The 25,402-nt window shown below is 68.3% G+C and carries 26 protein-coding genes; 7 read left to right on the top strand and 19 right to left on the bottom strand.

What is annotated here, in order from left to right; translation table 11 throughout:
- Positions 1 to 12: 12 nt before the first annotated feature.
- Together ACTIE5_RS01355 and ACTIE5_RS01350 are read left to right on the top strand one after the other, a co-directional pair.
- Positions 13 to 195, top strand: coding sequence for a DUF4089 domain-containing protein (locus tag ACTIE5_RS01355; RefSeq protein WP_439547892.1), 183 nt, complete (start codon positions 13 to 15; stop codon positions 193 to 195).
- Entirely contained in the window at positions 192 to 1,586 is a 1,395-nt protein-coding gene (locus tag ACTIE5_RS01350) for an AtzE family amidohydrolase (protein WP_439547891.1), read from the top strand. Before ACTIE5_RS01355 ends, ACTIE5_RS01350 begins: the two co-directional genes overlap by 4 nt.
- Positions 1,587 to 1,612: 26 nt before the next feature.
- Here ACTIE5_RS01350 and ACTIE5_RS01345 read toward each other — a convergent pair whose 3' ends face one another.
- The 15 genes from ACTIE5_RS01345 to ACTIE5_RS01275 all read right to left on the bottom strand — a co-directional run bounded on the left by ACTIE5_RS01345 (position 1,613) and on the right by ACTIE5_RS01275 (position 18,532).
- On the bottom strand, positions 1,613 to 2,371 hold the full coding sequence (locus ACTIE5_RS01345; protein WP_439547890.1) for an iron ABC transporter ATP-binding protein: 759 nt from the start codon (positions 2,369 to 2,371) through the stop codon (positions 1,613 to 1,615).
- On the bottom strand, positions 2,368 to 3,330 hold the full coding sequence (locus ACTIE5_RS01340) for an iron chelate uptake ABC transporter family permease subunit (RefSeq protein WP_439547889.1): 963 nt from the start codon (positions 3,328 to 3,330) through the stop codon (positions 2,368 to 2,370). The genes ACTIE5_RS01345 and ACTIE5_RS01340 overlap by 4 nt, the downstream gene beginning before the upstream one ends.
- Positions 3,327 to 4,292: an ABC transporter permease gene (locus ACTIE5_RS01335; RefSeq protein ID WP_439547888.1), complete on the bottom strand. Its 966-nt coding sequence runs from the start codon at positions 4,290 to 4,292 to the stop codon at positions 3,327 to 3,329. Before ACTIE5_RS01335 ends, ACTIE5_RS01340 begins: the two co-directional genes overlap by 4 nt.
- Positions 4,293 to 4,294: 2 nt before the next feature.
- Positions 4,295 to 5,209 carry a siderophore ABC transporter substrate-binding protein gene (locus ACTIE5_RS01330; protein WP_439547887.1) on the bottom strand — a complete coding sequence of 305 codons (915 nt, stop codon included), beginning with the start codon at positions 5,207 to 5,209 and terminating at the stop codon, positions 4,295 to 4,297.
- Positions 5,210 to 5,290: 81 nt separating this feature from the next.
- Entirely contained in the window at positions 5,291 to 6,160 is an 870-nt protein-coding gene (locus tag ACTIE5_RS01325; protein ID WP_439547886.1) for an NAD-dependent epimerase/dehydratase family protein, read from the bottom strand.
- The gene (locus ACTIE5_RS01320; RefSeq protein WP_439547885.1) at positions 6,153 to 6,674 is read right to left on the bottom strand and encodes a dTDP-4-dehydrorhamnose 3,5-epimerase family protein; all 522 of its coding nucleotides are present in this window, start codon (positions 6,672 to 6,674) and stop codon (positions 6,153 to 6,155) included. The genes ACTIE5_RS01325 and ACTIE5_RS01320 overlap by 8 nt, the downstream gene beginning before the upstream one ends.
- A complete protein-coding gene (locus ACTIE5_RS01315) occupies positions 6,671 to 7,900 on the bottom strand; it encodes a methyltransferase domain-containing protein (RefSeq protein ID WP_439547884.1) in 1,230 nt (409 codons plus the stop codon). Before ACTIE5_RS01315 ends, ACTIE5_RS01320 begins: the two co-directional genes overlap by 4 nt.
- Entirely contained in the window at positions 7,897 to 8,952 is a 1,056-nt protein-coding gene (gene rfbG / locus ACTIE5_RS01310; protein ID WP_439547883.1) for a CDP-glucose 4,6-dehydratase, read from the bottom strand. Before rfbG ends, ACTIE5_RS01315 begins: the two co-directional genes overlap by 4 nt.
- Positions 8,949 to 9,719, bottom strand: a complete 771-nt coding sequence (gene rfbF / locus ACTIE5_RS01305) for a glucose-1-phosphate cytidylyltransferase (protein ID WP_439547882.1) — start codon at positions 9,717 to 9,719, stop codon at positions 8,949 to 8,951. Before rfbF ends, rfbG begins: the two co-directional genes overlap by 4 nt.
- Positions 9,716 to 12,091: an O-linked N-acetylglucosamine transferase family protein gene (locus ACTIE5_RS01300; RefSeq protein WP_439547881.1), complete on the bottom strand. Its 2,376-nt coding sequence runs from the start codon at positions 12,089 to 12,091 to the stop codon at positions 9,716 to 9,718. The genes rfbF and ACTIE5_RS01300 overlap by 4 nt, the downstream gene beginning before the upstream one ends.
- 95 nt (positions 12,092 to 12,186) lie before the next feature.
- Positions 12,187 to 13,776 (bottom strand): ABC transporter ATP-binding protein, encoded by a 1,590-nt coding sequence (locus ACTIE5_RS01295; RefSeq protein ID WP_439547880.1) that lies wholly within the window; start codon positions 13,774 to 13,776, stop codon positions 12,187 to 12,189.
- Positions 13,773 to 14,606, bottom strand: coding sequence for an ABC transporter permease (locus ACTIE5_RS01290; protein WP_439547879.1), 834 nt, complete (start codon positions 14,604 to 14,606; stop codon positions 13,773 to 13,775). Before ACTIE5_RS01290 ends, ACTIE5_RS01295 begins: the two co-directional genes overlap by 4 nt.
- A gap of 4 nt (positions 14,607 to 14,610) precedes the next feature.
- Positions 14,611 to 15,588: an ABC transporter permease gene (locus ACTIE5_RS01285; RefSeq protein ID WP_439547878.1), complete on the bottom strand. Its 978-nt coding sequence runs from the start codon at positions 15,586 to 15,588 to the stop codon at positions 14,611 to 14,613.
- A gap of 1 nt (position 15,589) precedes the next feature.
- Positions 15,590 to 17,182, bottom strand: a complete 1,593-nt coding sequence (locus ACTIE5_RS01280) for an ABC transporter substrate-binding protein (RefSeq protein WP_439547877.1) — start codon at positions 17,180 to 17,182, stop codon at positions 15,590 to 15,592.
- Between the two features lie 12 nt (positions 17,183 to 17,194).
- Positions 17,195 to 18,532 (bottom strand): NtaA/DmoA family FMN-dependent monooxygenase, encoded by a 1,338-nt coding sequence (locus ACTIE5_RS01275; RefSeq protein WP_439547876.1) that lies wholly within the window; start codon positions 18,530 to 18,532, stop codon positions 17,195 to 17,197.
- A 553-nt stretch (positions 18,533 to 19,085) separates the two neighbouring features.
- Between ACTIE5_RS01275 and ACTIE5_RS01270 the strand changes: the two genes are divergently transcribed.
- The 5 genes from ACTIE5_RS01270 to ACTIE5_RS01250 all read left to right on the top strand — a co-directional run bounded on the left by ACTIE5_RS01270 (position 19,086) and on the right by ACTIE5_RS01250 (position 22,621).
- The gene (locus ACTIE5_RS01270; protein WP_439547875.1) at positions 19,086 to 20,069 is read left to right on the top strand and encodes a tripartite tricarboxylate transporter substrate-binding protein; all 984 of its coding nucleotides are present in this window, start codon (positions 19,086 to 19,088) and stop codon (positions 20,067 to 20,069) included.
- Positions 20,070 to 20,286: 217 nt separating this feature from the next.
- On the top strand, positions 20,287 to 20,421 hold the full coding sequence (locus ACTIE5_RS01265) for a hypothetical protein (protein ID WP_439547874.1): 135 nt from the start codon (positions 20,287 to 20,289) through the stop codon (positions 20,419 to 20,421).
- A 141-nt stretch (positions 20,422 to 20,562) separates the two neighbouring features.
- Positions 20,563 to 21,378 carry a hypothetical protein gene (locus ACTIE5_RS01260; RefSeq protein WP_439547873.1) on the top strand — a complete coding sequence of 272 codons (816 nt, stop codon included), beginning with the start codon at positions 20,563 to 20,565 and terminating at the stop codon, positions 21,376 to 21,378.
- The gene (locus ACTIE5_RS01255; RefSeq protein ID WP_439547872.1) at positions 21,375 to 22,280 is read left to right on the top strand and encodes a hypothetical protein; all 906 of its coding nucleotides are present in this window, start codon (positions 21,375 to 21,377) and stop codon (positions 22,278 to 22,280) included. The genes ACTIE5_RS01260 and ACTIE5_RS01255 overlap by 4 nt, the downstream gene beginning before the upstream one ends.
- A 101-nt stretch (positions 22,281 to 22,381) precedes the next feature.
- Entirely contained in the window at positions 22,382 to 22,621 is a 240-nt protein-coding gene (locus ACTIE5_RS01250) for a hypothetical protein (RefSeq protein ID WP_439547871.1), read from the top strand.
- A gap of 120 nt (positions 22,622 to 22,741) precedes the next feature.
- Here the strand turns inward: ACTIE5_RS01250 and ACTIE5_RS01245 are convergent, their stop codons facing one another.
- The 4 genes from ACTIE5_RS01245 to ACTIE5_RS01230 all read right to left on the bottom strand — a co-directional run bounded on the left by ACTIE5_RS01245 (position 22,742) and on the right by ACTIE5_RS01230 (position 25,401).
- Positions 22,742 to 23,311: a DUF4145 domain-containing protein gene (locus ACTIE5_RS01245; protein ID WP_439547870.1), complete on the bottom strand. Its 570-nt coding sequence runs from the start codon at positions 23,309 to 23,311 to the stop codon at positions 22,742 to 22,744.
- Positions 23,312 to 23,812: 501 nt separating this feature from the next.
- Positions 23,813 to 24,052, bottom strand: coding sequence for a hypothetical protein (locus ACTIE5_RS01240; protein ID WP_439547869.1), 240 nt, complete (start codon positions 24,050 to 24,052; stop codon positions 23,813 to 23,815).
- Between the two features lie 15 nt (positions 24,053 to 24,067).
- Complete coding sequence (locus tag ACTIE5_RS01235) at positions 24,068 to 25,174, bottom strand: phage head spike fiber domain-containing protein (protein ID WP_439547868.1); 1,107 nt, start codon at positions 25,172 to 25,174, stop codon at positions 24,068 to 24,070.
- The gene (locus ACTIE5_RS01230; protein ID WP_439547867.1) at positions 25,174 to 25,401 is read right to left on the bottom strand and encodes a hypothetical protein; all 228 of its coding nucleotides are present in this window, start codon (positions 25,399 to 25,401) and stop codon (positions 25,174 to 25,176) included. Before ACTIE5_RS01230 ends, ACTIE5_RS01235 begins: the two co-directional genes overlap by 1 nt.
- Between the last annotated feature and the right edge of the window lies 1 nt (position 25,402).

Here is a 25,402-nt window from a genome sequence, read left to right as displayed (position 1 = left end):
CGGGGAAACACCATGACCGAAGACCAGGCCGAAGCCCTGATGAACGCCGCCGCCGCCGCGCTCGCCTTGCCGGTGGCGCCCGAATCCCGCCCGGGTGTCATCGCCAACCTTCGCCTGGCCGCTCGCATGGCGGCGCTGGTGGAGGACAAGACGCTGGACGTGCACCAGGAACCCGCGCCGGTGTTCCGCCCATGAAGGCCGCCGCCACCGCCCATGCCATCCGCAGCGGCCGCCGCCGCGCCATCGATGTGGCGGAGGAAGCGCTTGCCGACATCGCGGCGCGCGATCCCCGCTACAACGCCTTCACCGAGGTCACCGCCGCCCGCGCGCGGGCGGAGGCCCTGGCCGTGGACCAGGCCATCGCCGCCGGGCGCGATCCCGGCCCGCTGGCGGGCGTGCCCTATGCCGTGAAGAACCTTTTCGACCTCCAGGGCATCGCCACCTTGGCGGGTTCGAAGATCGAGCGGGACGCAAAGCCTGCCGCGCGCGACGGCTTCCTGGTGCGGAAGCTGGCCGCCGCCGGGGCCGTCTGCACCGGCGCGCTCAACATGGATGAATACGCCTACGGCTTCACGACGGAGAACGCGCATGAGGGTGCCTGCCGCAACCCGCATGATGTGACCCGCATCGCGGGCGGTTCGTCGGGCGGTTCCGCGGCGGCGGTGGCGGCGGGGCTGGTGCCCCTCACGCTCGGCAGCGACACCAACGGGTCCATCCGCGTGCCGGCGTCCCTCTGCGGCATCTTCGGGCTGAAGCCGACCTATGGGCGGCTGTCGCGCGCCGGCACCTATCCCTTCGTCGCCTCGCTCGACCACCTCGGCCCCTTCGCGGGCGATGTGGCGGACCTGGCGCTGGCCTATGACGTGCTGCAGGGCTTCGACCCCGATGACCCCGCCCAGACCCGCCAGCCGCTGGAAGCCGTGACGCCGCGGCTTTCCGCGGGGATCGAGGGACTGCGCTTTGCTGTCGCCGACGGCCATTTCGCCCGCAACGGCCATGCGGAAGCCTTCGCGGCGGTGGAGGCGATTGCCCGCGTCACCGGCGCCACGCGGCGCCTGGTAGTGCCGGATGCCGCCCGCGGCCGCGCGGCGGCCTTCCTGATCACGATGGCGGAGGGCGGGAACCTCCATATGCCCGACCTTCGCACGCGGGCGCAGGATTTCGATCCCGGCACGCGCGACCGCTTCCTGGCCGGCGCCATGCTGCCCGCGCATTGGGTGACGCAGGCGCAGCGGCTACGCGCGGATTACCGGGCCTCGGTCCTCAAGCTGTTCGCGGAGACGGACATCCTGATCGCCCCCGCCACGCCCTTCGCCGCCACGCCCATCGGCCAGGCGAATATCGAGCTGGAGGGAGAGCTGGTACCGATCCGCCCCAACCTCGGCATCTTCACCCAGCCCATCTCCTGCATCGGGCTGCCGGTGCTGGCGGTGCCGCTGGCGGATCCCTCCGTCGCCGGCACGCCGAACGGGCTGCCGATCGGCGTGCAGCTGATCGCGGCGCCGTGGCGGGAGGATGTGCTGTTCCGCGCGGCGGCGGCGCTGGAACGGGCCGGGGTGGTCGGGGCACCGCCGGCGCGGATGTAGGGCCGCTCCGCCGGCGCGGGCGTAGCCTATCCGAAATAGGCGGCGATGAGCTTGCCGCCGATCTCGTGAATGGTCGCCTCAACCTCATAGATCGCGGCGATGGCATCGGGCCGCATGATGGCGGCGGGGCTGCCCTGCATCAGCACGCGGCCATCCCGCATGGCGACGATATGGTCGGCATGGCTGGCCGCGAAGTTGAGGTCGTGGAGAACCACCACGATCGTCTTGCCCAGTTCCTCCGCCGCGCGGCGCACCAGGCGCATCATCGCCACCGCATGCTTCATGTCGAGGCTGTTCAGCGGCTCATCCAGCAGGACGTAGTCCGTGTCCTGGCAAAGCACCATGGCGACGAAGGCGCGCTGGCGCTGGCCGCCGGACAGCTCGTCCAGGAAGCGGCCGGCCAGATCCTCAAGCCCGAGGTAGCGGAGCGCGCGGTCCACATGTGCCGCATCGTCCCGCGTCGGGCGGCCACCGGAATGGGGGTAGCGGCCGAAGGCAACGAGGTCCCGCACCGTCAACCGCGCGGGCAGGTGGTTGTCCTGCCGCAGGATGGACAGGCGCCTGGCCAGCACGGCGCCTGGCGTGCGCGCCACATCCAGCCCATCCACCGTCACGCGGCCTTCCGACATCGGCAGCAGCCGCGCGATCATCGACAGCAGGCTGGATTTCCCCGCGCCGTTCGGCCCGATGATGGCGGTGACGCCGCCCTTCGGCAGGGTCAGCGTCACGCCATCCACCACCACCGCATCGCCGTATCGCCGGGTGACACCGATCGCCTCGATCATCGCAGCTTCCCCCGGACCAGCAGGGCGATGAACAGGATGCCGCCCAGGAAATCGATGATGACGCGCAGGCTGGTGTCGAAGCCGAAGCCGTGTTCCAGCACCGCCTGCCCGCCCGCCAGGCAGGTGACCGCCAGCAGGAAGGCCGCCGGCAGCAGGTGGACATGGCGGAAGGACGGCATGACCGCATGCGCCAGGTTCGCCACCAGCAGCCCAAGGAAGGTGACAGGCCCGACCAGCGCGGTGGAGACGGAGACCAGCATCGCCACCATCAGCAGGATGCGCGTGACCTCCCGCCGGTGATCGACGCCGAGCGCGATCGAGGCATCCCGCCCCAGCGCCAGCACGTCCCACCGCCGCAGCGCGCGGAGGCCGACCAGGCTGGCGGCGAAGGAGGCGATGGCGGCGATGGCCAGCAGCCCGTGATGCGGGCTGTTGAAGCTGGCGAAGAAGCGGTCCTGCAGGAAGGCGAATTCATTAGGGTCGATCACGCGCTGCAGGAAGGCCGACAGGCTGCGGAACAGCACGCCCAGCACCACCCCGCCCAGCACCAGCAGGTGCAGGCTGCGCCGCGCGGCCCCGAACAGCACGGCATAGAGCAGCAACGAGAAGACCATCATGGCCGCGACCTCGCCCGCGAACAGCAGGCGGCGATCCAAGGCGGCGAAGGCGCTGGCCCCGAGGGCGAAGACCAGCACGGTCTGCACCAGCACATAGAGCTGGTCGAAGCCCATCACCGCGGGGGTCAGGATGCGGTTGCCCGTCGCGGTCTGGAACAGCACGGTGGAAACCGCGACGGCATGCGCCACCAGCAGCATGATGGCGAGCTTGGCGGCGCGGAAGGGCAGCGCGAAACCCCAGGCACCATTCACGCCCCAGGTCATGAACACCGCTGCGCTGCCCAGCGCCAGCAGGCCCAGCAGCGCCAGCACCAGGCGCGGATCGCGCGACGCCGCCATCATGCCAGGCGCGCCTGGCGGCGCAGCAGCAGCGCCAGGAACAGCGCGGCACCGACCACGCCGACGATGGTGCCGACAGGGATCTCATAGGGGAAGCGCAGCACCCTTCCCAGCAGGTCGCAGGCCAGCAGCAGGATGCCGCCCAGCACCGCGATCCAGGGAATGGCGCGGCGCGCATGGTCGCCCATCGCCATCGCCACCAGGTTCGGGATGACCAGGCCGAAGAAGGGCACCATCCCCACCGTGACCACCACCGTCGCCGTCACCATGGCGATGATGAAAAGCCCCATCGCCAGCACGCGCCGATGGTCCAGGCCGAGGCTGGTGGCGACATCCTCCCCCATCGCCGCCACGGTGAAGCGATCCGCCGCGAACCAGGCCACGACCGTCAGCGCGAAGGCGACCCAGAGCAGCTCGTAGCGCCCCTCCAGCACGCCGGAGAAGTCGCCCGCCATCCACGCATTGACGGATTGCAGCAGGTCCATCCGGTAGGCGAGGAAGGTGGTCGCGGCCTCGATCACCCCGCCCAGCATCAGGCCAAGCAGCGGCACCATCAGCACCGACCGCAGCGGGACCTGGCGGAGGATCGCCAGGAACAGCATCGTGCCCACCAGCGCGAAGCCGGCGGCGACCAGCATCTTGACGATGATCGGTGCCTCCGGCGCCAGCACCATCACGGCCAGCAGGCCGAGGCTGGCGGATTCCGCGGTGCCGGCGGTGGAAGGCTCCACGAAGCGGTTGCGGGCGAGCAACTGCATCAGCAGCCCCGCGACACCGATCGCCATGCCAGCCAGCAGCACCGCGACGGTCCGCGGCAGCCGGCTGACGAGGAGAAGCTGCATCGCCGGGCCGTCCGGCCCCTCCGCCACCAGCCGCGCGGGCGTCACCTGGCCGACGCCGACGAACAGGCTGGCCACCGCCAGGCCCAGCAGCAGCAGGATGGCGAGGCCGAGGCGAAGCGGCACGATCAGGCGGCGCCGTAGGCGGCCGCGATCTCCCGCACCATCAGCGTGGTGCCCTGCAGCCCGCCCGGCGCCACATACCAGGTCACGGGGTCGAGGTAATGGACGCGGCCCTGCCGCCAGGCGCCGGTCTGGCGCACCAGCGGATTGTCCAGCAGCCGTCGCGCCCCGCCCGCGCGGCCGATGGCGGCATCGCGGTCCACCACGAACAGCCGGTCCGGATTGGCCTGCAGGATGAACTCCGCCCCCACCGCCTGGCCGTGGGAGGAGACGGCGAGGTCCGGCACCGCCGGCGCGACGCCGAGTTCGTCATGGATCAGGCCGAAGCGGGAGCCGGGGCCATAGGCGCTCATCCGCGTGCCGGTGGTCAGCACGACCAGCGCCTTCCCCTGCCCCGCCGCACGGGTCCGCGTGGTGGCGACGGCATCGCGCAGCGTGGCGATGGCGCTCCGCGCCGCATCCTGCCGCCCGAAGATGCCGGCGAGCATCAGGGCGTTCTCCTCCACCCGGTCGATCGTGCCGCCGGTGCCGCCATGCAGCACGATGGTGGGGGCGATGCGGGACAGGTCCGCATGCTTCGCCGCCGACCGCCCGCCGATGATGATGAGGTCGGGGCGCGCGGCGTTCACCGCCTCGTAATTCGGCTCGAACAGCGTGCCGAGGCGGGCGTAGCGCGGATCGGCATAGCGGGAGAGGAAGGGCGGGAAGGTGGTGCCGGCGACACCGATGATGCGTTCCACGCCGATGGCGTCGAGAATGTCGAGCGCGGCGATGTCGAAGACCACCACGCGCTGCGGATCGGCGGGGATGGCTGCCTCCCCCTGCGCGTGGCGCACCAGCCGCGCCGTCTGTTGCGCGGCGGCAGGCGCGGCGATCAGGCAAGCAGCGGCGGAGAGCAGATGCCGGCGGGTAGGCGCCATGGGGAGGGCTCCTTGAGAACAACGTCGCGACGGGATGGTATTGCGACTTATTCTCATTCGCGGCCTGCCACAAGGCCCGGGTCACCCCCCGCGCAGCAGCCGGGCCAGGGCTTCGTCGGTGGCGGCCGGCGCGGTGAAGCCGACCTCCCGCCGCAGCCGCGTGGTATCCGCCACCATGCGCGGCACCTCCCCCGGGCGATCGGGCAGCGCGCCCATGCGCAGCAGGTCCGGCCGGCCGGCCAGGCGGGCGATGGTCTCCGCGATGTCGCGGATGGAACGCCCCTCCCCCGCGCCGATGTTCACCGCGCCGGTGACGCTGCTGGCCGCCAGCGCCGCCAGCGCATCCGCGACGAACCAGGTGCTCGCGAAATCGCGGATGGGGCGGCCGGAGGCGCAGCCGGCCTCCCGCCCCTGCCGCAGTGCCAGCGCGACGGAGGGCACCAGCCGTTCAGGATGCTCGCCAGGGCCGAACAGGTGGAAAAGGCGCGCCCAGGCCACGGAAAGCCCCTGCATGGCCACCAGGCGCCCCGCCAGCGCCGCCTTGGCGATGCCGTAGGGGGTGGCGGGGGCGATGGGGCGCGTTTCGGGCCACAGCGGCTCATCGGGCTCCGTCGCGTATTCGGCGCAGGACCCGATGCCGATGAAGCGCCGGCCGCCGTTTTCCGCGAAGCGCCGGGCGAGCGCGGTGGAGGCTTCCAGCCAATCCGTGTTCTGCGGCGCGGTCCAGAAGCGGCCATGTTCGACATACCAGGCGGCGTGCACGATCACGCTGGGCTTCACCGCCCGGAGCAGCGCGGCCTGGTCGGCTTCATCCAGCAGGTTCGCCCGCAGCACGGGCCCGGCGGCGCGCCACGCGGCGGCTTGGACCTCGAAGCCCCGCGCGGCCAGCGCCGCCGGAAGAAGGCGTCCGACGAAGCCGCTGGCGCCCGTCACCAGCACGCATTCAGCCATGCAGCGGCCAGTCCCGGTCACGGTCGCTGATCACCGCCGGCGCGGCAGGCCAGGGGATGGCGAAGGCGGGATCGTCCCAGCGCGCCCCGCGCGCGAGGCCAGGCGCGTAGGGCGCGTCGATCAGGTACTCCACGACTGCGTCATCCGTCAGCGTGATGAAGCCATGCGCGCAGCCCCGGGGAATGAAGAAGGCGTTGCCCTGTTCGGCGGAGATCACCACCGCTTCATGCCGCAGCACGCCGCCGGGGCGAAGATCCAGCGCCACATCGAAGACCGCGCCGCGGATGCAGCGTACCAGCTTCTGCTCCTCCGCCGGCGCGGCCTGCCAATGCAGGCCCCGCAGCGTGTGGCGATGCGTGTTCTCCGACAGGCTCGCCTGCGTCGGCGTGAAGTCCAGCCCCGCTTCGGCGAAGCGCGTGGCGCACCAGCCGCGCAGGAAGGCGCCGCGGGCATCGCGCGCGCGGTCGGCCAGCACCTCCACCACCCCCGGGATGGCGGTGGGCCGGAACCTCACGGCAGTTCCGTGATGCGCGGCACGGCGGTGACCAGGCGCCCCGCGAAGCCGCCACGGCGCAGCGCGGCCGCGATCTCCGGCGCGATGTTCCAGGGCAGGACGAGGATGTCGTCGAGGCCCATCGCCAGCAGCGCCTCCGGCGTCACCACCGGGATATGGCTGCCGGGCAGCAGGCGGCCCTGCTTGGCCGTGCTGCGATCCGCGACGGCCAGGATGGCGGGCGCCTTCACCCCCGCCGCGTTCAGCAGCGTGTTGCCCTTGGCCGCCGCGCCATAGGCGCCGATGCGCCGCCCCTCGCCCGCCGCCAGCCAGGCGCGCAGCCCGTCCAGCACCGCGCGAACCCGCGCCTCGAACCCCTGGTAGAAGACGTCAGTGTGGAGGCCGCGCGCCGCTTCCTCCGCCCGCAGCGCCACCACGGCATCGGACGATTCAGCGGGCGCCTGGCGGGCCATGACGCGCAGCGACCCGCCATGCGTCGGGAGCCTTTCCACATCGACCACGGCAAGGCCGTGGCGTGCCAGAAGAGCCTCCATGCTCAGCAGGGACCAGTAGGCGTAGTGCTCGTGGTAGATCGTGTCGAACTGCACGCCATCCACCAGGGTGACGAGGTGCGGGCATTCGATGGAGACCATGCCCCGCGACCCCGCCAGGATCGCCATCCCCGCGACGAAGTCGTTCACATCCGGCACATGCGCCAGCACATTGTTGGCGACGATCAGGTCCGCATGGCCACGCCGGGCCACCAGGTCGCGCGCGCTGTCAGCGCCGAAGAAGAACACCTCCGTCGGCACTCCCGCCTCGTTCGCCATGGCGGCGACATTGGCAGCGGGCTCCACGCCCAGGCAGGGAATGCCGGCGGCGACGAAGTTGCGCAGCAGGTAGCCGTCATTGCTCGCGACCTCCACCACGAAGCTGCCGGCGCCCAGCGAAAGCCGCTGCGTCATCCCCGCGCAGAAACGCGCGGCGTGGTCGAGCCAGGAGGAGGAGGCGGAGGAGAAATAGGCATAATCGGAAAAGATGCCGACCGCATCGACGATGGTGTCGAGTTGCACGAGCCGGCAGCCCTCGCACACCATGGCGCGCAGCGGGAAGACCGGTTCCGGCGCGTCGGCGCGGTCCGGCGGCACGTAGGAATTGGCCACCGCCATGGTGCCAAGGTCGCAGAACACGGCGCCGAGCCGCGCGCCACAGGCGCGGCAGGCGGTGATGCGCGTCGCGCCGTTCATGCCACCACCGCCGGGGCCAGGAGGCTTTCGCGGATCGCCGCATCGGTCGCTTCCACCATGCTCTCCCCGCGCTGCCAGGCCGCGTACCAGGCCGCGGTCTCCGCGATGGCGCGCGGCGTATCCAGGCGCGGCGCCCAGCCGAGCGCGCGTTCCGCCAGCGAGGAATCCAGCGCCAGCCGCTTCGATTCATCCATCACCGGGCCCTCGACCGCCTGCCAGTCCACGCGCATCCCCGTCGCCGCTTCCCAATGCCCCAGCAATCCGCGCACCGACAATTCGCCATCCCTCGGGCCGAAATTCATCGCCGCCGGCGCATCGCCGGTTGCCAGCCTTTCCGCCAGCATCAGGTAGCCCCGCAGCACGTCCAGCACATGCTGGAAGGGGCGCGTGGCATCCGGCCGGCGCAGCATCAGCGGTTGGCCTGCGACCATGGCGCGCACGAGGTCCGGCACCAGCCTTTCCGTTCCGAAATCCCCACCGCCGATGACATTCCCCGCCCGCGCCGTGGCGATCGGCGGCAAATTGCGCGCGAAGCTGGCGCGCCAGGAGGCGACGGCGAGTTCCGCCGCGGCCTTGGACGCGCTGTAGGGATCGGCGCCGCCCAGCCGGTCATCCTCCGCGAAGGCGCGGCCGGCGCCATCATTCGCATAGACCTTGTCGGAGGTGACGATCACGGCGACGCGCAAGCCCGGCAGCCCGCGCATCGCATCCAGCACCGCGACGGTGCCGCCGAGGTTGGTCGCGAAGGTGCCCGCGGGGTCCCGGTAGCCATCGCCGACGAAGGCCTGCGCGGCCAAATGCAGCACGACCTCCGGCCGCGCCGCGCGCAGCAACCGCGCCACCGCGGCGCCGTCGCGAATGTCGGCGCGGTGATCGGCCTCCAGCAGGGATGCGACATCCAGCGCCGCGAAGGCGGAAGGGCCGGGGCGCGGGTCCAGCGCGATGCCCGTCACCGTCGCGCCCAGCCCGTGCAGCGCGCGGCACAGCCAGGACCCCTTGAAGCCCGTATGGCCGGTGACAAGCACGCGCCGGCCACGCCAGAAATCGCTCACCATACTCTCCAGGGCGCCCGGCCGGACGCCCAGAGGCGTTCCAGCAGGTCGCGGTCACGCATCGTATCCATGGGCTGCCAGAAGCCCGGATGGTCATAGGCCGCCAACTGACCGTCCTGCGCCAGGCCGCGCAGCGGTTCCTGTTCGAAGACCGTGGCATCGCCCTCGATCCGCTCGATCACGCGCGGCGACAGCACGAAGAAGCCGCCATTGATGGTGGCGCCGTCGCCGGCGGGTTTTTCCATGAAGGCAGTCACGCGCGCGCCCTGCCGTTCCAGCGCGCCGAAGCGGCCGGGCGGCGCCACGGCGGTGACGGTGGCGTCCCGCCCCTGCGCCCAGTGGAAGGCGACCAGCGCGCCGATATCCACATCGCCGACGCCGTCGCCATAGGTCAGGCAGAAGGCTTCCTCATCCCGCAGCAGATGCGCCACGCGCTTCAGCCGCCCGCCGGTCTGCGTCTCCTCCCCCGTATCCACCAGCGTGACACGCCAGGGCATCTCGGCCGGGCGCAGCACATCGATGCGCCCGCTGGCCAGGTCGATCGAGATGTCGCTGGCGTGCAGCCGGTAGTTCAGGAAGAACTCCTTGATCTGCCAGCCCTTGTAGCCAAGGCAGATGACGAAGTCCTGCACCCCATGCGCGGCATAGCCCTGCATGATGTGCCACAGGATGGGGCGGCCGCCGACCTCCACCATCGGCTTCGGCCGCGTTGTGGTTTCCTCCGCCAGCCGCGTGCCGCGCCCGCCGGCCAGGATCACCGCCTTCATCGTGCCGCGACCTCCGCCGCCTTCGCGTAGAACTGGTCCACGAAGCGCTGCGCCTGGCCCAGCGGGTTGCGCCGGATCATCGGGCGCAGCCCATGGCGCAATTCCCGCCGCCGCGCGCGGTCCCGCGCCAGCGCCTCCGCCTTCGCCACGTATTCATCGACGCTGAAGGCCGCGAGGTCGCCGACACCGGCATTGCTGAGGTTCGACCAGGCGAGCCGTTCCGGAAAGCCGGCGCCGACCAGGCTGATGGTCGGCACGCCCATCCACAGCGCCTCACAGGTCGTGGTGCCGCCGACATGGGGCAGGCTGTCGAGCGCGATGTCCATCGTGTTGTAGTAGGGCAGATGCTTGCCGCGCACGCCGACGAAATCCAGCCGCGTCGGGTCCACGTTCCGCCGCGCGAAGGCGATCCGCGCATTATCCATGAACGCCATGCCGGAAGCTTCGGGCCGCACGAACAGGAAGCGCGAACCCGGCACCGCCCGCAGCACCGCCGCCCAGGCATCCAGGCAGGCCGTGGTGAATTTGTAGGGGTTGTTGGCCGTGCCGAAGGTGATGCAGTTGTTGCGCTCCTCCGGCAGCCCGTCATGGATCGGCTGGTCGTTGAAACCCAGCCGCCCGAGCACCACCCAGCTTTCCGGCATCTCGAAGGGCTGTTCGATCAGCAGGCGGGGGTCTTCCGGCTTGATGTAGGGATCGACCAGCACGTAGTCGATCTGCTCCAGCCCCGCGGAATGGGGATAGGCCAGCCAGCTGGCGCCGATGCGGGCGGGGCGATGGGCCATCACCTCCAGCTTGTTCATCGCCGTGCTGCCGCCGAGTTCGAAGAGGATGTCGAGCCCATCCTGCGCGATGCCCTCCGCCACCTGCGCATCGGGCTTGCGGGGCCACCAGCGGAAACCGGCGGCGCGGCGCTCCATGATCTCCTGCACCCGGTCGCGCTCACCCTCGTAGAAGGAATAGCAGAAGACCTCGACCTTGTCGGGATCGTGCAGTTCGATGAGGGGCAGCGCGAAATAGCTGACGGGGTGGTTGCGCAGGTCGCTCGACATGAAGCCGATGCGCAGCTTGCGGCCGGTGGCGATCGCCGGCATGGCGGGCAGCGTGACGGGGGTGATCTTCGCCGAGGCGCGGCGCCCCCAGGCGCGATGCCATTCGACGATGTCGATCCTGTCCTGCAGCGTCTCCACCTGGCCGAGTTCGTAATGCACGGCGGAATGGCGGCCTTCCGCCAGCCAATGCGGCAGCAGCCCGCGCAGCGGGCCGGTCGCGGCCAGCCGGTCCTCATCCATCACGCGCTGGAACACGGTGCGCAGCCCGCGCGCCAGCCGCGCCATGCGGTCGGGGTGCTTTTCCAGCAGCCCGCAGCCGATGCGGTAGGCTTCCTCGAGATGCGCGACCTCATCGTCGTAGCGGCTGCGGCTGAGGCTTTCCATCAGCGCCTCCGCCGCTTCCCAGGATTGCGGGTTGGCGGCGACGGCGCGCTTCAGCGCCTCATTCGCCGCGCGGCGATTGCCATCGCCATGCAGCCGCGCCAGGGCAAGGTTGGCGTTCAGATCGCCCGGGTTGGCGGCGATGGCGCGTTCCAGCGTGACCATCGCATCGGCCGTGCGGCCAAGCTGCAGTTGCAGGCGCCCGGCCAGCACCTCCGCCGCCTGGTCCCCCGGCCGCGCCGCGCGGGCGCGTTCGATCACCGACAGCGCGCGCTCCGCCTCCCCTGCCTCGATCAGCAGGGAGGTCAGGATGGCGGCCGCATCGCGGTCGCGCGGGTCGAGCGCGAAGGCCTTCTCCAGGCTGGCCCGCGCGCCGTCCCGGTCCCCCAGCACGCGCAGGCACCGCCCGTGCAGGCGCCACAGCTCCGCATTGCGTGGATCGATCTTCAGCGCGCCCGCGAAGGCGGCCGCGGCGCCGGCGTGATCGGCCTTGAGTTCCAGCGTGTTGCCGATGTTCTGCCAGGGGGAGAGGCTGCGCGGTTCCAGCCTTCGCGCCGTCTCCAGCATCGCCAGCGCCTCATCCAGCCGCCCCGCGCGCTTCAGCAGCACACCCATCAGGTTGGCGAGGGCGAAATCCTTCGGCTTGCGCGCCTGCACCGGCGCCACCACGGCCACCGCCTCCCAATGCTTGGCCAGCGCGCTGAGGGAGAGGGCGTAGGGCGTTGCCAGCGCGGCGGCGGAGGCGCCTGCGGCAAGCGCCTGGGCGAAGGCCTCCACCGCCTCCGCATGGCGGTTCCACTGCGCCAGCAGACCCGCCAGCTGCTGCCAGGCCATGGCATTGCCGGGCTGGTCGCGCAGCCTGGCGCGCAGGGCGGCCTCTGCCGCCAGCGGGTCCGGGGCGGCGGGCATCGGCTTCGGCCGGGGAACGGGGCGCTGCATGGGCGGGCGGTGATGACCGGTCGATGGGGACACCGACCGCCGGTGTCTCTACCGCGGGTTGCCTATCACGTTTCCTTGTCCCCACACAGACGGGGCTACCGCCCCCCGGCCCAGCCCCGCCCTGGCACGGCCGCCAGCAATTCGCGGGAATACGGGTGCGCCGGCGCCGTCAGCAGCGTCTCCGCCGGGCCTTCCTCCACCACCTCCCCCCTCTGCATGATCGCGACGCGGTCGCAGACCTGCGCCGCCACCCGCAGATCATGCGTGATGAAGACCATGGAGAGGCCGAGCTTGCGGCGCAGCGAGGCCAGCAGATCCAGCACCTGCGCCTGGACCGAGAGATCCAGCGCCGAGACCGGTTCATCCGCCACCAGCACATCGGGCTCCAGCGCCAGGGCCCGGGCCAAGCCGATCCGCTGGCGCTGGCCGCCGCTGAATTCATGCGGGAAGCGGTCGATCGCGGCGGGGTCGAGGCCCACCAGGCGGAACAGATCCTCCGCCCGGTCCTTGAGGTCCGCGCCGCGGATGCCGCGCATGGCGATTCCCTGCGTCACCAGGTCGCCGACGCGCCGCCTCGGGTTGAGCGAGGTGAAGGGGTCCTGGAACACCATCTGGATGCGGCCCGTCTGCGCCCGCCAGGCGCTGCCGCTGAGCCTGGTGATGTCCGTGTCCAGCACGCGGATCGCGCCCTGCTCGGGCTCCACCAGCTTCACCAGGCAGCGCGCGAGAGTCGATTTCCCAGACCCGCTTTCGCCCACGACACCCAGCGTGGTGCCGCGGCGGAGCGTGAGGGACACGTCCTTCAAGGCGGCCACGGTGCGGCCGCGGCGGCGATAGGTCTTGTGCACGCCCTCCACGCTCAGCACCGCGGGCGCGCTGCTGGGGCTGTAGGGCGGTGGGCGCAGCGCGGGCATCGCGGCGATCAGCGCCTGGCTGTAGGGGTGGCGCGGGCTGTTCAGGATGGTCGCGGCCTCCCCCTGTTCCACCACCTCCCCCTGCCGCATCACGGCGATGCGCGTCGCCACTTCCGCGACCACGCCGAAATCATGGGTGATGAACATCACCCCCATGCCGCGCCGCGCCTGCAAATCCCGGATCAGCGCCAGGATCTGCGCCTGCGTCGTGACATCCAGTGCGGTGGTGGGCTCATCCGCGATCAGCAAGGCGGGTTCCAGCGCCATCGCCATCGCGATCACGCAGCGCTGCCGCTGGCCGCCGGAGAGTTCATGCGGATAGGCGCGCGCGATCTGCCGCGGCTCCGGCAGGCGCATCGTCTCCAGCAGGTCCAGCACACGATCCGCGATCTCAGCCCGGCCGAGCGTGGTGTGGATGCGGAAGGTCTCCGCCACCTGCGATCCCACGGTGTGCAGCGGGTTCAGCGCCGTCATCGGGTCCTGGAACACCATGCCGATACGCTTGCCGCTGATTCGGCGAAGATCGGGCAGCGAGAGTTGCAGCAGGTCCTGCCCCTCGAACAGGATGCGCCCGGCGCTGGCGCGCACGCCGGGCGGCAGCAGGCCGAGGATGGCGGCCGCCGTCAGCGACTTGCCCGACCCGCTCTCGCCGACGACGCAGAAGACCTCACCGCGATCGATGCTGAAGGAAACGTTGCTGGCGGCCAGCGCGCGGTCCGCGCCCCTCGGCAGGGCGATGGACAGGTTCTCGATGGACAGCAGCGCGGTCATCGGCGGCCGAGCCTCGGGTTCAGCAGGTCGTTCACCCCCTGCCCCACCAGCGAGATCGCGAGCACCGTGACGATGATGGCCAGCCCCGGCAGCGCCGCCACATACCAGGCGCTGCGCAGTACGCGCCGCCCATCGCCGATCAGATTGCCCCAGCTGGCGATGTTCGGGTCCGACAGGCCGAGGAAGGCCAGCGCGCTTTCCTGCAGGATCGCCAGCGCCATCACCACGCTGACATAGACGATGACGGGCGGCAGGGCGGAGGGCAGGATTTCCAGGAAGATGATGCGCGCATGCGGCATGCCGAGGGTCCGGCAACTCAGCACGAAGTCGCGCGACCGCAAGGTCAGGAACTCCGCCCGCGTCAGCCGTGCCGGCGCGGTCCAGGACACGGCGCCGATGACCAGCGCCAGCGTCGTTACCTCCGACCCGAAGATGACCACCAGCATCAGCAGCAGGATGAAGCTCGGCACGGTCTGGAAGGCTTCCGTCAGCCGCATCAGCGCCGCATCGGTGGCCCCGCCGAAATAGCCGGAGACGGCGCCCACCAGGATGCCGATGCCGATGGCGATGCCCGTCGCGACCACGCCGACGAGAAGCGAGACGCGCGCGCCATGGAAGATCTGCGCGGCGATGTCGCGGCCGACGGAATCGGTGCCGAGCAGCAGACCTTCCTCCGTGAAGGGCGGCGTCAGCGGCGCGCCGGCCAGCGAAAGCGGGTCATCCGGGAACAGCCACCCGGCACTGGCCGCCATGGCGATGACCAGCAGCAGCAGCACCAGCCCGATGACCGCGGCGGTCGAGGAGGCGTAACGGCGAAGCGCGGCACCCATGCTCTCACGCCCCCACGTCGATGCGGGGGTCGAGCCGCGCATAGATGATGTCGATCACCAGATTCACCGCGATGACGAGGACGGAGGACATGACGGTGATGCCGAGCAGCATGTTCAGATCCCGCTGCACCACCGCTTCCTGCGCCAGCCGCCCGAGGCCGGGGAGCGAGAAGACGCTTTCCACCACCACCGCACCGCCGAGCATCGATGAAGCCTGCAACCCCGCGATGGTCACCATCGGCAGCAGCGCGTTGCGCAGCGCATGGCGGAACAGCACCGCGCGTTCCTGCAAGCCCTTGGCGCGGGCGGTACGCATGAAGTCCAGCGTCATCACCTCCAGCATCGCGGTGCGCATCACCCGCAGATAGACCGCGAAGAAGATCAGCCCGAGGGTGAGCGCCGGCATCACCAGATGCCGCGCCATGTCCAGCAGGTGGGCGATGCCCGTATGCCCGGCGCGGAGGTCGGAAATGCCGCCCGCCGGCAGCCAACCCAGCGTGACGGCAAACAGCACGATGGCCATCAACCCGAACCAGAAGCTCGGCATCGAATAGACCAGCATGCCGAGCACGGAGATGATCGTGTCAGGCCATCGATGGACGTAGCGCGCGGCGACGACGCCGACGACGCAGCCCGCCGTGAAGGCCATGGCCATCGACGTCACCATCAGCACCACCGTCACCGGCAGGCGTTCCAGGATGAGGTCGATGACCGGCTTGCCATAGGCAATGGACAGCCCGAGATCGAGCGTGGCCAGCCGCCCGACATAGCCCGTGAACTGGGCGAAGACGCTGCCATCCAGCCCGTAATAGCTGCGCAGCAGCTTGCTCAGCGTATCGTCGCTGGTACCCATCTGGCCGATCAGCGCATCCACCGCATCGCCCGGCGCCAGTTGAAGCAGGAAGAACAGCACCGCCAGGATGATGCCGAGGCAGGGAATGCTCAGCGACAGCCGGCGCAGCACCAGGCGGAGGATGCGCATCTCAGGCGGCGATCCACAGATCGGACCAGTGGCTGCCGGTCCAGCGCGGGTTGTTGTGGTCGTTGCGGAGCTTGACCGCGGTGACGGAGGTATAGACCTGCTCGATCGCCAGCCACATCGGCAGTTCCTGCATCACCATCTCCCCCAGTTCGCGATACAAGGCGCGGCGGCGATCCGGGTCCACGGCCTCGGCGGCGGCATCGATCAGCCCGTCCATGGCCGGCGATTCCCAGCCCCACTGGTTGCTCCAGGGCACGCCGCGCGGCTGGCCGGATCGCAGGAAGACGGTGGTGCTGATCTGCGGGTCGTTGCGGAAGCCGATGGTCTCCCCGGTCAGGTCGAAGTTCCAGTCACGCATGACGTTGGCGAGGTAGCCGGCGCTGTCATAGGTGGTGATGGACAGGCGGACGCCGATGCGGGCGAGGGATTGCTGCACGAAGGTCGCGAAGCGCACGGCATCGTCGCCATTGGTGCTGGTCATGCGAAGCGTCATGCGGATGCCGCCCTGGCCGCGGCGGAACCCGGCCTCATCCAGCAGCGCCTCCGCCCGGCGCGGATCGAAGGGATAGTCCGTCAGGTCCGGGAAGTAGAAGGCGGAAAAGCTGGGCTGCAGGCCGAGCCCGCGCCGGCCGAGGCCGAGCAGGAAGCTGCGCACGTAGAAGTTCACGTCGATGGCATGCGCGAAGGCGCGGCGCACGCGCACATCCTGCAGTTCCGGCTTGCGGTGGTTGAAGCAGAGCGTGTTGCCGATGGAATTGGCCTCGTTCCCCTTCTGGGAGACGCGGAACCGCGCCTCCCGCCCCAGCCGCACCAGGTCGGTGCGCGGCAGGCTGGAGAAGATGCTCATGTCCACCGCGCCGGATTCCACCGCCGCCGCCGCCGCCGCGGGGTCCGCGATGAAACGCGTGATGATGCGGTCCAGATAGGGCTTTCCCGCATCCCAGTAGTCCGGGTTGCGTTCCACGATCACGTGCTGGCCGGCGGTATAGTTGACGAATCTGAAGGGCCCGGTGCCGATCGGCGCCATGTTCACGGGGTTGGCGAGGAAATCCGTGCCTTCGTAGAGATGCCTAGGCGCGACATAGGACAGCTCCGTGCCCGCATAGAGCATCAGTCGCAGCGGCATCGGCTTGCTGAAGCGGAAGATCGCCGTCAGCGGATCGGGCGTATCCACCGCCACCAGATTGCGGAACACGATGGTCCCGTAGTTCTGCACGCGGCGCCACATCTCCATGGCGCTGAACTGCACATCGGCCGAGGTGAAGGGCCTGCCGTCATGCCACTTCACGCCATCCCGCAGGCGGAAGGTGATGGCGAGACCATCGGGCGTGCTTTCCCAAGACGTCGCCAGGCGCCCCTGCGGCTGACCTTCGGCGTCGAGGTCCACCAGCGGCTCCACCACCTTGGCGGCCAGATTCGTGATACTGAAATTGCCGCGCAGCGCCGGCATCAGGAAGCGCGGGTCGGTCGCGACCTGCACCGTCACGGTGCCGCCGCGCCGCGGTGTTTCCTGCGCCTCGGCCGCGCCGCCATGATACGCCAGGGCCGCGCCGCCCAGCAGGGCCGCGCGACGGGGAAAGCGGAGCTCGGTCATGATATCCGTCCTTCAGGCCAGCAGGTTGTCGCGAAGGGTCTTGCCCTCGTAGCGCGTGCGCAGCCGCCCGCGGCGTTGCAGTTCGGGCACCAGGAAATCCACCAGGTTCAAGGTGTCGCGCGGCGTCGCCTGGGGGTGGGAGACCATGAAGCCGCCGCGCTGGCCGGCACCATCGAATTCGCCCTCGAGATAATCCGCGACCTGGCGGGCATCGCCGGCGAAGGTGCGGTCATAGCCCGTCGCGCTGCGCAGCCCGTGCTGGAAGAATTCCTCGGGTGTCATTTCCAGATCCTCCCCATGCGCCAGCACCAGCTGGTGCAACAGGCCCATGGGGGAAGCGCCGGTCGCCGCGATCGCCTTGTTCAGCTCCGCCGGCTTGAACCGTGATGGCAGCTGGGAGAAATCGTAGCCGATGTTGTGGGAGAGGTAGGCGCCCACACCCTCCGGCGGGATCATCGTCAGCAGATTCTCCTTCCGCGCGCGCGCCTCGCTCTCCGTCTCCGCCACGATCAGCGGCGTGGAGAACAGGATGCCGACCTTGGACGGGTCCCTGCCCTGCTTCACCAGCGCCGCATCCAGCGCCACGCGATGCTTCTGCTTCTGCGCCAGCGGCGGGCCGGCGGCGAAGACGTGTTCGGCGAAATAGGCGCTGGCCTGGATGCCACGCGGCGACCCGCCGGCCTGGATCAGCACGGGTTCGATCTGCGGCGAAGGCACGACGGAAAGCGGGCCGCGCACCTTGAAGAAGCGGCCATCATGATGGATGGGCCTTACCTTGGCAGGGTCGGCCACCACGCCGCTTTCGCGGTCCCACTGGAAGGCATCGGCATCGATGCTGCGCCACAAACCCTTGCAGACGTCGATGAACTCTTCCATCCGCTCATAGCGGGCATTGTGTTCCATCAACTCGTCGAAGCCGTAATTCGCGGCATCGGCGCGGCGGGTGGAGGTGATGACGTTGAAGGCGATGCGCCCGCCCGTGACGTGATCCAGCGAGTTCAGCAGTCGCGCCACATAGAAGGGATGCATGAAGGTGGAGGCGTAGGTGAGGCCGAAGCCGATATGCTTCGTGGCCCGCGCCATCAGCGCGATGTAGGGCGACATGTCCTGCCGCGGCCAGCCGATGCCCCAGCGCACGGCATCATCCTCCGACCCCTTCCAGGTGCTGGGAATGCCGGTGCCGTCGCCGAAGAACAGCATGTCGATGCAGCCGCGTTCCGCGATGCGGGCGATCTCCTCGAACACCGCGGGATCGGGATAGAGGCTGTTCACCCAGGACCCGGCGCTGCGCCATCGGCCGTCGAGATGCGTCATCGACAGATCGAGGGCGAGGTGCATGCGTGGCGCCATGCGGAACCTTTCCTGTGCGCCGGGCCGCAGGGCCCGGACGCCACCAGGAATAGCAAGGGCTGTGCCAGCACAGCGCCTCCACACCGCAGCCACACGCATCGCAAGGTTGCCGCTGGCATCGACGATCATCGGCATCGCGGCGATGCCGGGTGCAGTGCAACAAAAGCGTGCAAGGATGGAAGGATCGCGATGGCAGGAAGCCGTTTCGAAGTCACCACCAACAGGCGACGGCGCGTTGCCGATAACGCAACGCTGGCCCTGCGTCGCGCATCGGATGCAGCGTGCTTCGGTGTGAGGGTGGCGGCATCCCGATGCCGTGCCGGCGCGGGCGGATGGGCACTGCGGCGATGCCTGCCGGATCGATGAGGCCCGCCGCCCACCACCGCGCACCAGGCCTCACGCGCCGCATCACGGCTGGGCAGGCGGCTGGCGGTCCGCCCAGCAGGCAGGCAGGCGGGCGCGGCCATCCCCTTCATTGCCGCCCCGTTGCCCGGCACGGCCCTTGCAGAAGCTGGTTTCGGAATCGAATCACCGGGAACAGGAGACCGCAACCGTGCTCAGCCTCACCAGACAGGCCCTGCTTGGCCTTGGTCTTGCCGCCGCCTTCGCCCAATCCGCGGCGGCGCAGGTCGCCTTTCCGCAGCGCCCGGTCACCATGATCGTGGGCTTCGCCGCGGGCGGCCCTTCCGACGTGGTCGCGCGCCTGGTCGCCGCCCCGATGGGCGCCGATCTCGGCCAGCCGGTGGTGGTGGAGAACATCCCCGGCGCCGGCGGCACGATCGGCCATGCGAGGCTACTCCAGGCGCGGCCCGATGGGCATGTGATCATGCTGGGTGGTCTCGGCCAGGCGACGGTGCCGACTCTCTACCGGCGCCTGCCCTTCGATCCCGTGGGTTCGGTCAAGCCGATCGGGCTGATCAACGAGGTCCCGATGACCATCGTCGCGCGCCGGACCTTCCCCGCCTCCAGCCTGGCGGAATTTGTTGCGGCGGCGCGGCGCGAGGGGGAGCGGTTGAACATCGGCAATGCCGGCGTCGGCTCCACCAGCCATCTCTGCGGGCTGCTGCTGATGTCGACGCTTGGCACGCCGATGACCACCGTGCCCTACCGGGGCAGCGCGCTCGTGTTGAACGACCTCGTCTCGGGCACGCTGGATGTCGGCTGCGACCAGACGACCAATACGGCCGAGCAGATCCGCTCCGGCACCATTCGCGCTTTCGCCGTCTCGACCGCCGAACGGGTCGCCGCGCTGCCGGACCTGCCGACAACCGCGGAAGCAGGGCTGGCGGAGATGCGGATGTCGGGCTGGACCATGCTGTACGCGCACGCCGGCACGCCGCAGCCAGTGCTGGAGCGGCTGAACCGCGCGCTGCTCGCTGCCCTGCGCGACGAGGGGCTGGGCCGCCGCTTTGCCGATCTCGGCACGGCGCCGGTGGCCGCGGATCGCGCCACGCCCGAAGCCGGCCGCGCTTTCTGGGACGCGGAGATCGCCCGTTGGCGGCCGCTGATCCTGGCCTCCAACCAGTTCGCCGACTGAAGGTCGTTCCCCTCGATCGCGAGGGACGATCCCTCAGGCAGGCAACGCCGCGAAGACGGCGCTGCCTGCGGCGGGGCGCGCGCTGCCGCGACCGGCGGCGTGAAGCGATCGATCAGCCCGGGAGGGAAGATCGACGCGCCCCGAGAGGACCGCGCTCCGATTCCGCCGCGCATAGTGGTGCTAGCGGGCGGCGCGTGAGGCAGGAGACGCGGAAGCAATGACGACCAAGCCGCCGATCCCGGCGAAGCGCGTGAAGCTGCCGGCGCCGATCGAGCGCAGCCGCCCCGGCGCCATCTTCCAGCCGCAGGCGAAGCGGAACCCGCAGCCAAGCCGCCACGGAAGGCGAAGGTAGCCCGGCAAGCAGGGTGGTTCCTGTAGCCTACCTTTTGTTGCCGTCACGCGCGTCGGTGGTATCGTGTCCATGCGACCGGGGAAGGCAGCGCCGTTTAGTAGCCATCGTCGGCAGCACGTAGTTTCGTTCGTGGAACACACCGTGACGCTGGAACCGGTCTGGCTTGATTGCATTGAGTTTGCCAGACCGCTACCTGCGGGTTGGCAGCGCCTGGATGAAGCGGAAGGGGGTGTAAGCGCGGTTTGGCGCGGGCAGGTTACCATTGGAATAGGGCCTGACATCCCAGTTTTCATGAAGGACATACCTGCAGCCGAGTTGGCAAAAGAGCTCATCGGGACAGCAATTGCGATGGCAACTGCAGTCCCTGTTCCACGAGCATTTCTCGTTTTTTCGGACGCGGAGGAATTCGCGGCCCAACACGCACCGACATGGAGCGGAACGACGGACAAGTTGCTGTTCGCGTCAGTCCAGGACGTCGAGCGGAACTGGCGGCATGTCCAGCATGGCGGCAACGCCGTCAAGACACGGCTCTGCGAGTGGTCACATCTTCCCGCGTTAGTGGCTTTCGATGAATGGCTCGCCAACGGTGACCGTCACGACCGCAATCTTATGTACGGTGGCGATGATGAATTTTTGCCAATCGATCATGCGCGTATACTGGGTGGTCCCGGGTGGCCCGGTCGTCCTCTTGGGCCACGGGAACTGTTTCCCCATCGCCTGATTGAAGAGGTTTTGAAGCCGGTACCGACCGACTGCCGGTACCGCATAGCTCGCGGAGCGTCGGATTATATTGCTCGCGCCAACAACGTTGATTTGGACGCGTTGCTGCTTCGTGAGCCGTTACAGAGCCTTCTGACCTCGTCTGACCTCAAAGCCGCGCTTCAGTATCTCAAGAGCAAGCGCACGATGTTGGGTGAAAAGGTGTTGAACCTCGTTGGGATGCCGGTGCTGATATGAACGCATTTACGCGAACAATCCCGCAACGACGGCATTTTGTTAGGCTGACTTACCGCCCTGTCTTGCTGCAACTACATTCCCATCCAGCCGAGCGCGTTTGCATTGGTGTCGTCGCTCGTGAAGGTGATCGTCCTTGGGTATACTGTGAAGCCAATAAGGTTGAGCGCTTGAAAGCGTTCTTTGGGGCGGCGAGCGAGCGGACATTTCGCGCCATCGAATTGACAAAGCATGACGTACAAAATCAACTTTCGAGCGGGCGCCTATGGCACGCAGAGCGGATCAAGATGCCTCTGTCCGGATTTTCGCTTGGCGAAGAACAGGAGGCCGCAGGGACAGATCTTGAGAGCGCCCTAGACAACGCTCTCGCGGTCTCGTCGTCGTTGCATGTCGGGCGCCATCAGCGCCTTACAGATCAAGCCCGCGATGCAGCGAACTTTGAGCTGCTACCAGTTTCACAAAAAACAAAGGCTGGGCGGCTGCACAATGAAGTGAAAAATGAGGTCAGGGATCGATCGCCGGGGCTCGTTCATTATTTCGGACGCGTAATTTATCAGAGCGCAGCTACCCTGCCTCCGCGCATCGGGTTTCTTAATCAAAGGCTTGTTGCTAATTTCATTAGCATTGGTCAGCGGACTAACCCAAGCGATGCGCTTCAACGCGCGCAGGCGGGGCTCCACGTGCTTAGTCTCAGCCGCAAGTCTCCTGAAGCCCCAACTACCGCTCAGCAGCGGATGTTTCTACGTGTACCGGTCTTTTGGGAGGGTGGCCACTCACGCCCATATCCCGAACTCGAACCGGCTTTGGAAGAAATTCAATTTGAAGCCAATAAGTTGGATATCCACGCCGAATGGCAGGGAAGTTCCTCATTAATCGCTTCGCGCGTAATCGAAACGGCTAGTTAGGGGCTCCCCGCCTCGCGCATAACCGCATTGGATGCTCTGAAAGCTCGTGGCGGGCGACCTGCCGATGCCGGAGCTGTCATTGGCAAGGAGCATGTTTTTTTATGTTCTCGCGCATACCGCACCGGCCTCGCGCCTCGATCCACGCCACTCGAACGAAAGCGCTGGCGGCTAAAGAGGCCGCGCGCCGCGTTAGCGTTCGCATTTGCACCGAAGCCAAGATCGGCGGCGCGGAATACGAAGCGGCAGGAAAAGCGATGGCGGCGCTGGGCAACTTGGCGGGCGCGCTCACCGGCAACCGGGAAGCGTTCTGGTCAAAGCCGCACGGCATGGGTTCTAAGTAGGAAGAGGCGTTCTTTGACCGAGAGCGAAATGTCTTCAGGCAACCTTTGGCAAACCATGCTGCACCCGCACATCAGCAGGGAACTGCGCTAACGCTTCGGGGGCGCAGCCCCGCGCCATTGCTACTTGCCTTGCGCCCTCGCGTTCCGGCGCTCGATCTCTTCGCGCTTCGCAGCGGGAATCTGATCGTACATTTCTCTTATGCGACGCGGGCGCGCGATAACCTCTTCTACTACGAGATTTACAAGATCGAAAAGTTTAGCGGCAGTTTCCGCGTTGTCTGTGTCGATCTGCCCGGGGTGGACTGCGTCGTTGCCAGTCACCCGGACAATGTCGAGGGCCATTTGGACCTGTGAAGGCAGCCCCTTCGCGACAAGCTCAGCAATCATTTCGTTGATGCGAGCGGGCTTCACATCAGTCTCGCGGCAAATTTGCTCGACCGCGAGGCGCAGGAGAGCGGTGGCTGATCGAGGAGAGAGAGCCGCAATAATGGCGGCCTCCCTGAACGTCTTTATTGCTTCTTTCGGCATCTCTGGATGCGGGAGGGCAGCGAGTTCGGTCGCAGGATGGACAATCTTGCCGGACACCCAGACGGCAAGTTGCTGGCAGGAGACGCAACCGGAGAGCAACGTGCCTTGTACGGATTTGTCGACCGCCGGACTGCCAAACGCGGGAAGGAGAAATGGCATCATGGTGTTAGACGGAGTTGTCGACGGGGCAGCAGCGCGGGGAGGCGATTGCTGGGCGCTAAGGAAAGCCGCTGCTGCCGCTTTAGCTTCGTTAAGCTTGAGTTCTTCCCTTTGCAGGTCGACTGCTAACAGCCGGTACCACACTTGGTGAGAGAAGGCAGCGCAGTGGGGGCACGTGAACGACTTGGCACCGAGAGCGGGTCGGACGGGTTTCATGAGCCAACGATATCCATTGGTCCGGACGAACTCTAGGTTTTTGCACTGCCGGTCCGGACCGATGTCTTGCGCCGAGGGGCTGGACCCGGCGGGGATGTCGGTACGAGCCCGAGCACCGCCCGTCGCTCAGGTGCGGACCCGCAGGCCAACCCGTCTCGAGCGTTAACGCTGTAGCGCGCCGTTTGGTTCTTCCGCAGCGCGACAAATGGTCTTTCCGCTGAAAAGGCCGCTGGGCTCAGCGGCGGAGGACGATCGTCCTTTGGCCTTAGGACCGCTTCCCTGTCGCGCCTACAGCACGCCCTGAAGCGCCCGGATCGTCTCCGGCCTGTCGTCGCGAACCCCCTCCGGCTTGGGAAGCGCCTCGGCCGCGAGGAACGATATCGCAGCATCCCCGTCCAGTGCGCGCAGCGGTTCCCCCAACGGCGGCACGAGCGCTCCGATGATCAGAGGGTCGACGGGCAGCGACGCCCTGACCTGCTCCATGACGGCGACTGGCCCGTACCAGCGATGCTCAACCCATTGCGTCACAGCTGCCTCCCGCTTTCAAAGCGCGTTCAGGACGCTTTGCATATCCCCGTCCGCGATCACCGCACCACGGGTCTCGATCCGCCCGATCTCGCCGAACAGGCCAGCTGTACCGGCCAGGTTGTTGCCCATACGAAGCCAGGGGAGTGAGGCGGGCAGCCCATTGAGGGACTGCACCGTGCCGCCACTGAGCATTATGGCCAGTCGGCCGGCCTTGGTCAGCGTCATGATGCCCCTAAAAGGCGTCCCGGGCACGATGGTGCCGACGCTCGGCGCATCAACGCTCGCGCCACCGATAACCGTCCCAGCTACGATGGTGGAACCGCCGGCCAAGTTCCGCACCCTGATCCGGTCGGTGTCAGCATTGTTGTCGAGCTGAAAAATCATCTGGTCAGCCCCGGCCGGCGCGTCGGCAGCGATCATCGCCTGGAAGATGATGCTGCCCTCGAGGCCTGGCAGAAGGCCGGACGAAGGCTGCACCAAGCTATCACGGCCGCGCGTGCTGACTGCCGGGGAACCAACGGGTGGGAGGATAGGCGTGGAGGCCGAAGGCCCCTGCTCCAACTGGATCGCACCAATACGGACGGTGGCGTCGACAGGCAGGTTGATGGTCACGGGAAAACGCAGCCGCCCTACGATGTTGGCTGCCCCCCCCGCAGCCGTGACGGTGCATGTGGTCCGGTTTTCCCGAAGGCTCGAGGCTTGCAGCGTGTAGTTGGTAACAACATTGCCAGTACCCGCTGTGGCGACCATGGCGGCGGCACCGACATTGGACAGGCTGCCGGCAACCAACCGTGAGTACAGGCTGTAAGTCCAAATCTGCCCGTCACTGGCAGTCGGCGCCACGTCATGGTTGACCTGAAGCGTGCCGCTGGACGTCGGCGTCCCGAAGAAGCGCAGATCGATGTAGGGCAGGCCGTCCTCATTCCCGGTGCCCACGACACCCGTTGTCAGCCCCAGCGCCGAAGCGAAAGACCAGAATGTGGGCAGACTGCCGGGGGTACCTACAACGGCGCCCTCGCACCGTGGGTTGCGGAAACTGTTGGTTCGCTGCCCCTCGAACAGGAGCCAATTTCGGGGGGCCACGAACCGGGGCTCATCGGCGACATAGGTGCGAATGGCCATCAGACGTCTCCGGTCGCCAAGGCGTCGGACTGCGCGCGGGTGAAGGTCGCGCTCGAGGCGATCACGCTGGCTGAAACCACGACCAGAGGGGCGATGAAGCCGTCTGCTACCGAAAAGCTGGATAGCTGGGCGCGCGTGAAGGTGGCTTCGCTCCCGATACGCCCTTCCGCTAGGACCACCAAGCCGAGCGCCGCAGTGCTGCGGCGCCGCCGCGCCGAGATCAGCATG

Source organism: Falsiroseomonas sp. (genome assembly GCF_051859025.1).
Classification (GTDB): Bacteria; Pseudomonadota; Alphaproteobacteria; order Acetobacterales; family Acetobacteraceae; genus Falsiroseomonas.
This window is presented reverse-complemented; position numbering and strand designations above follow the sequence as displayed.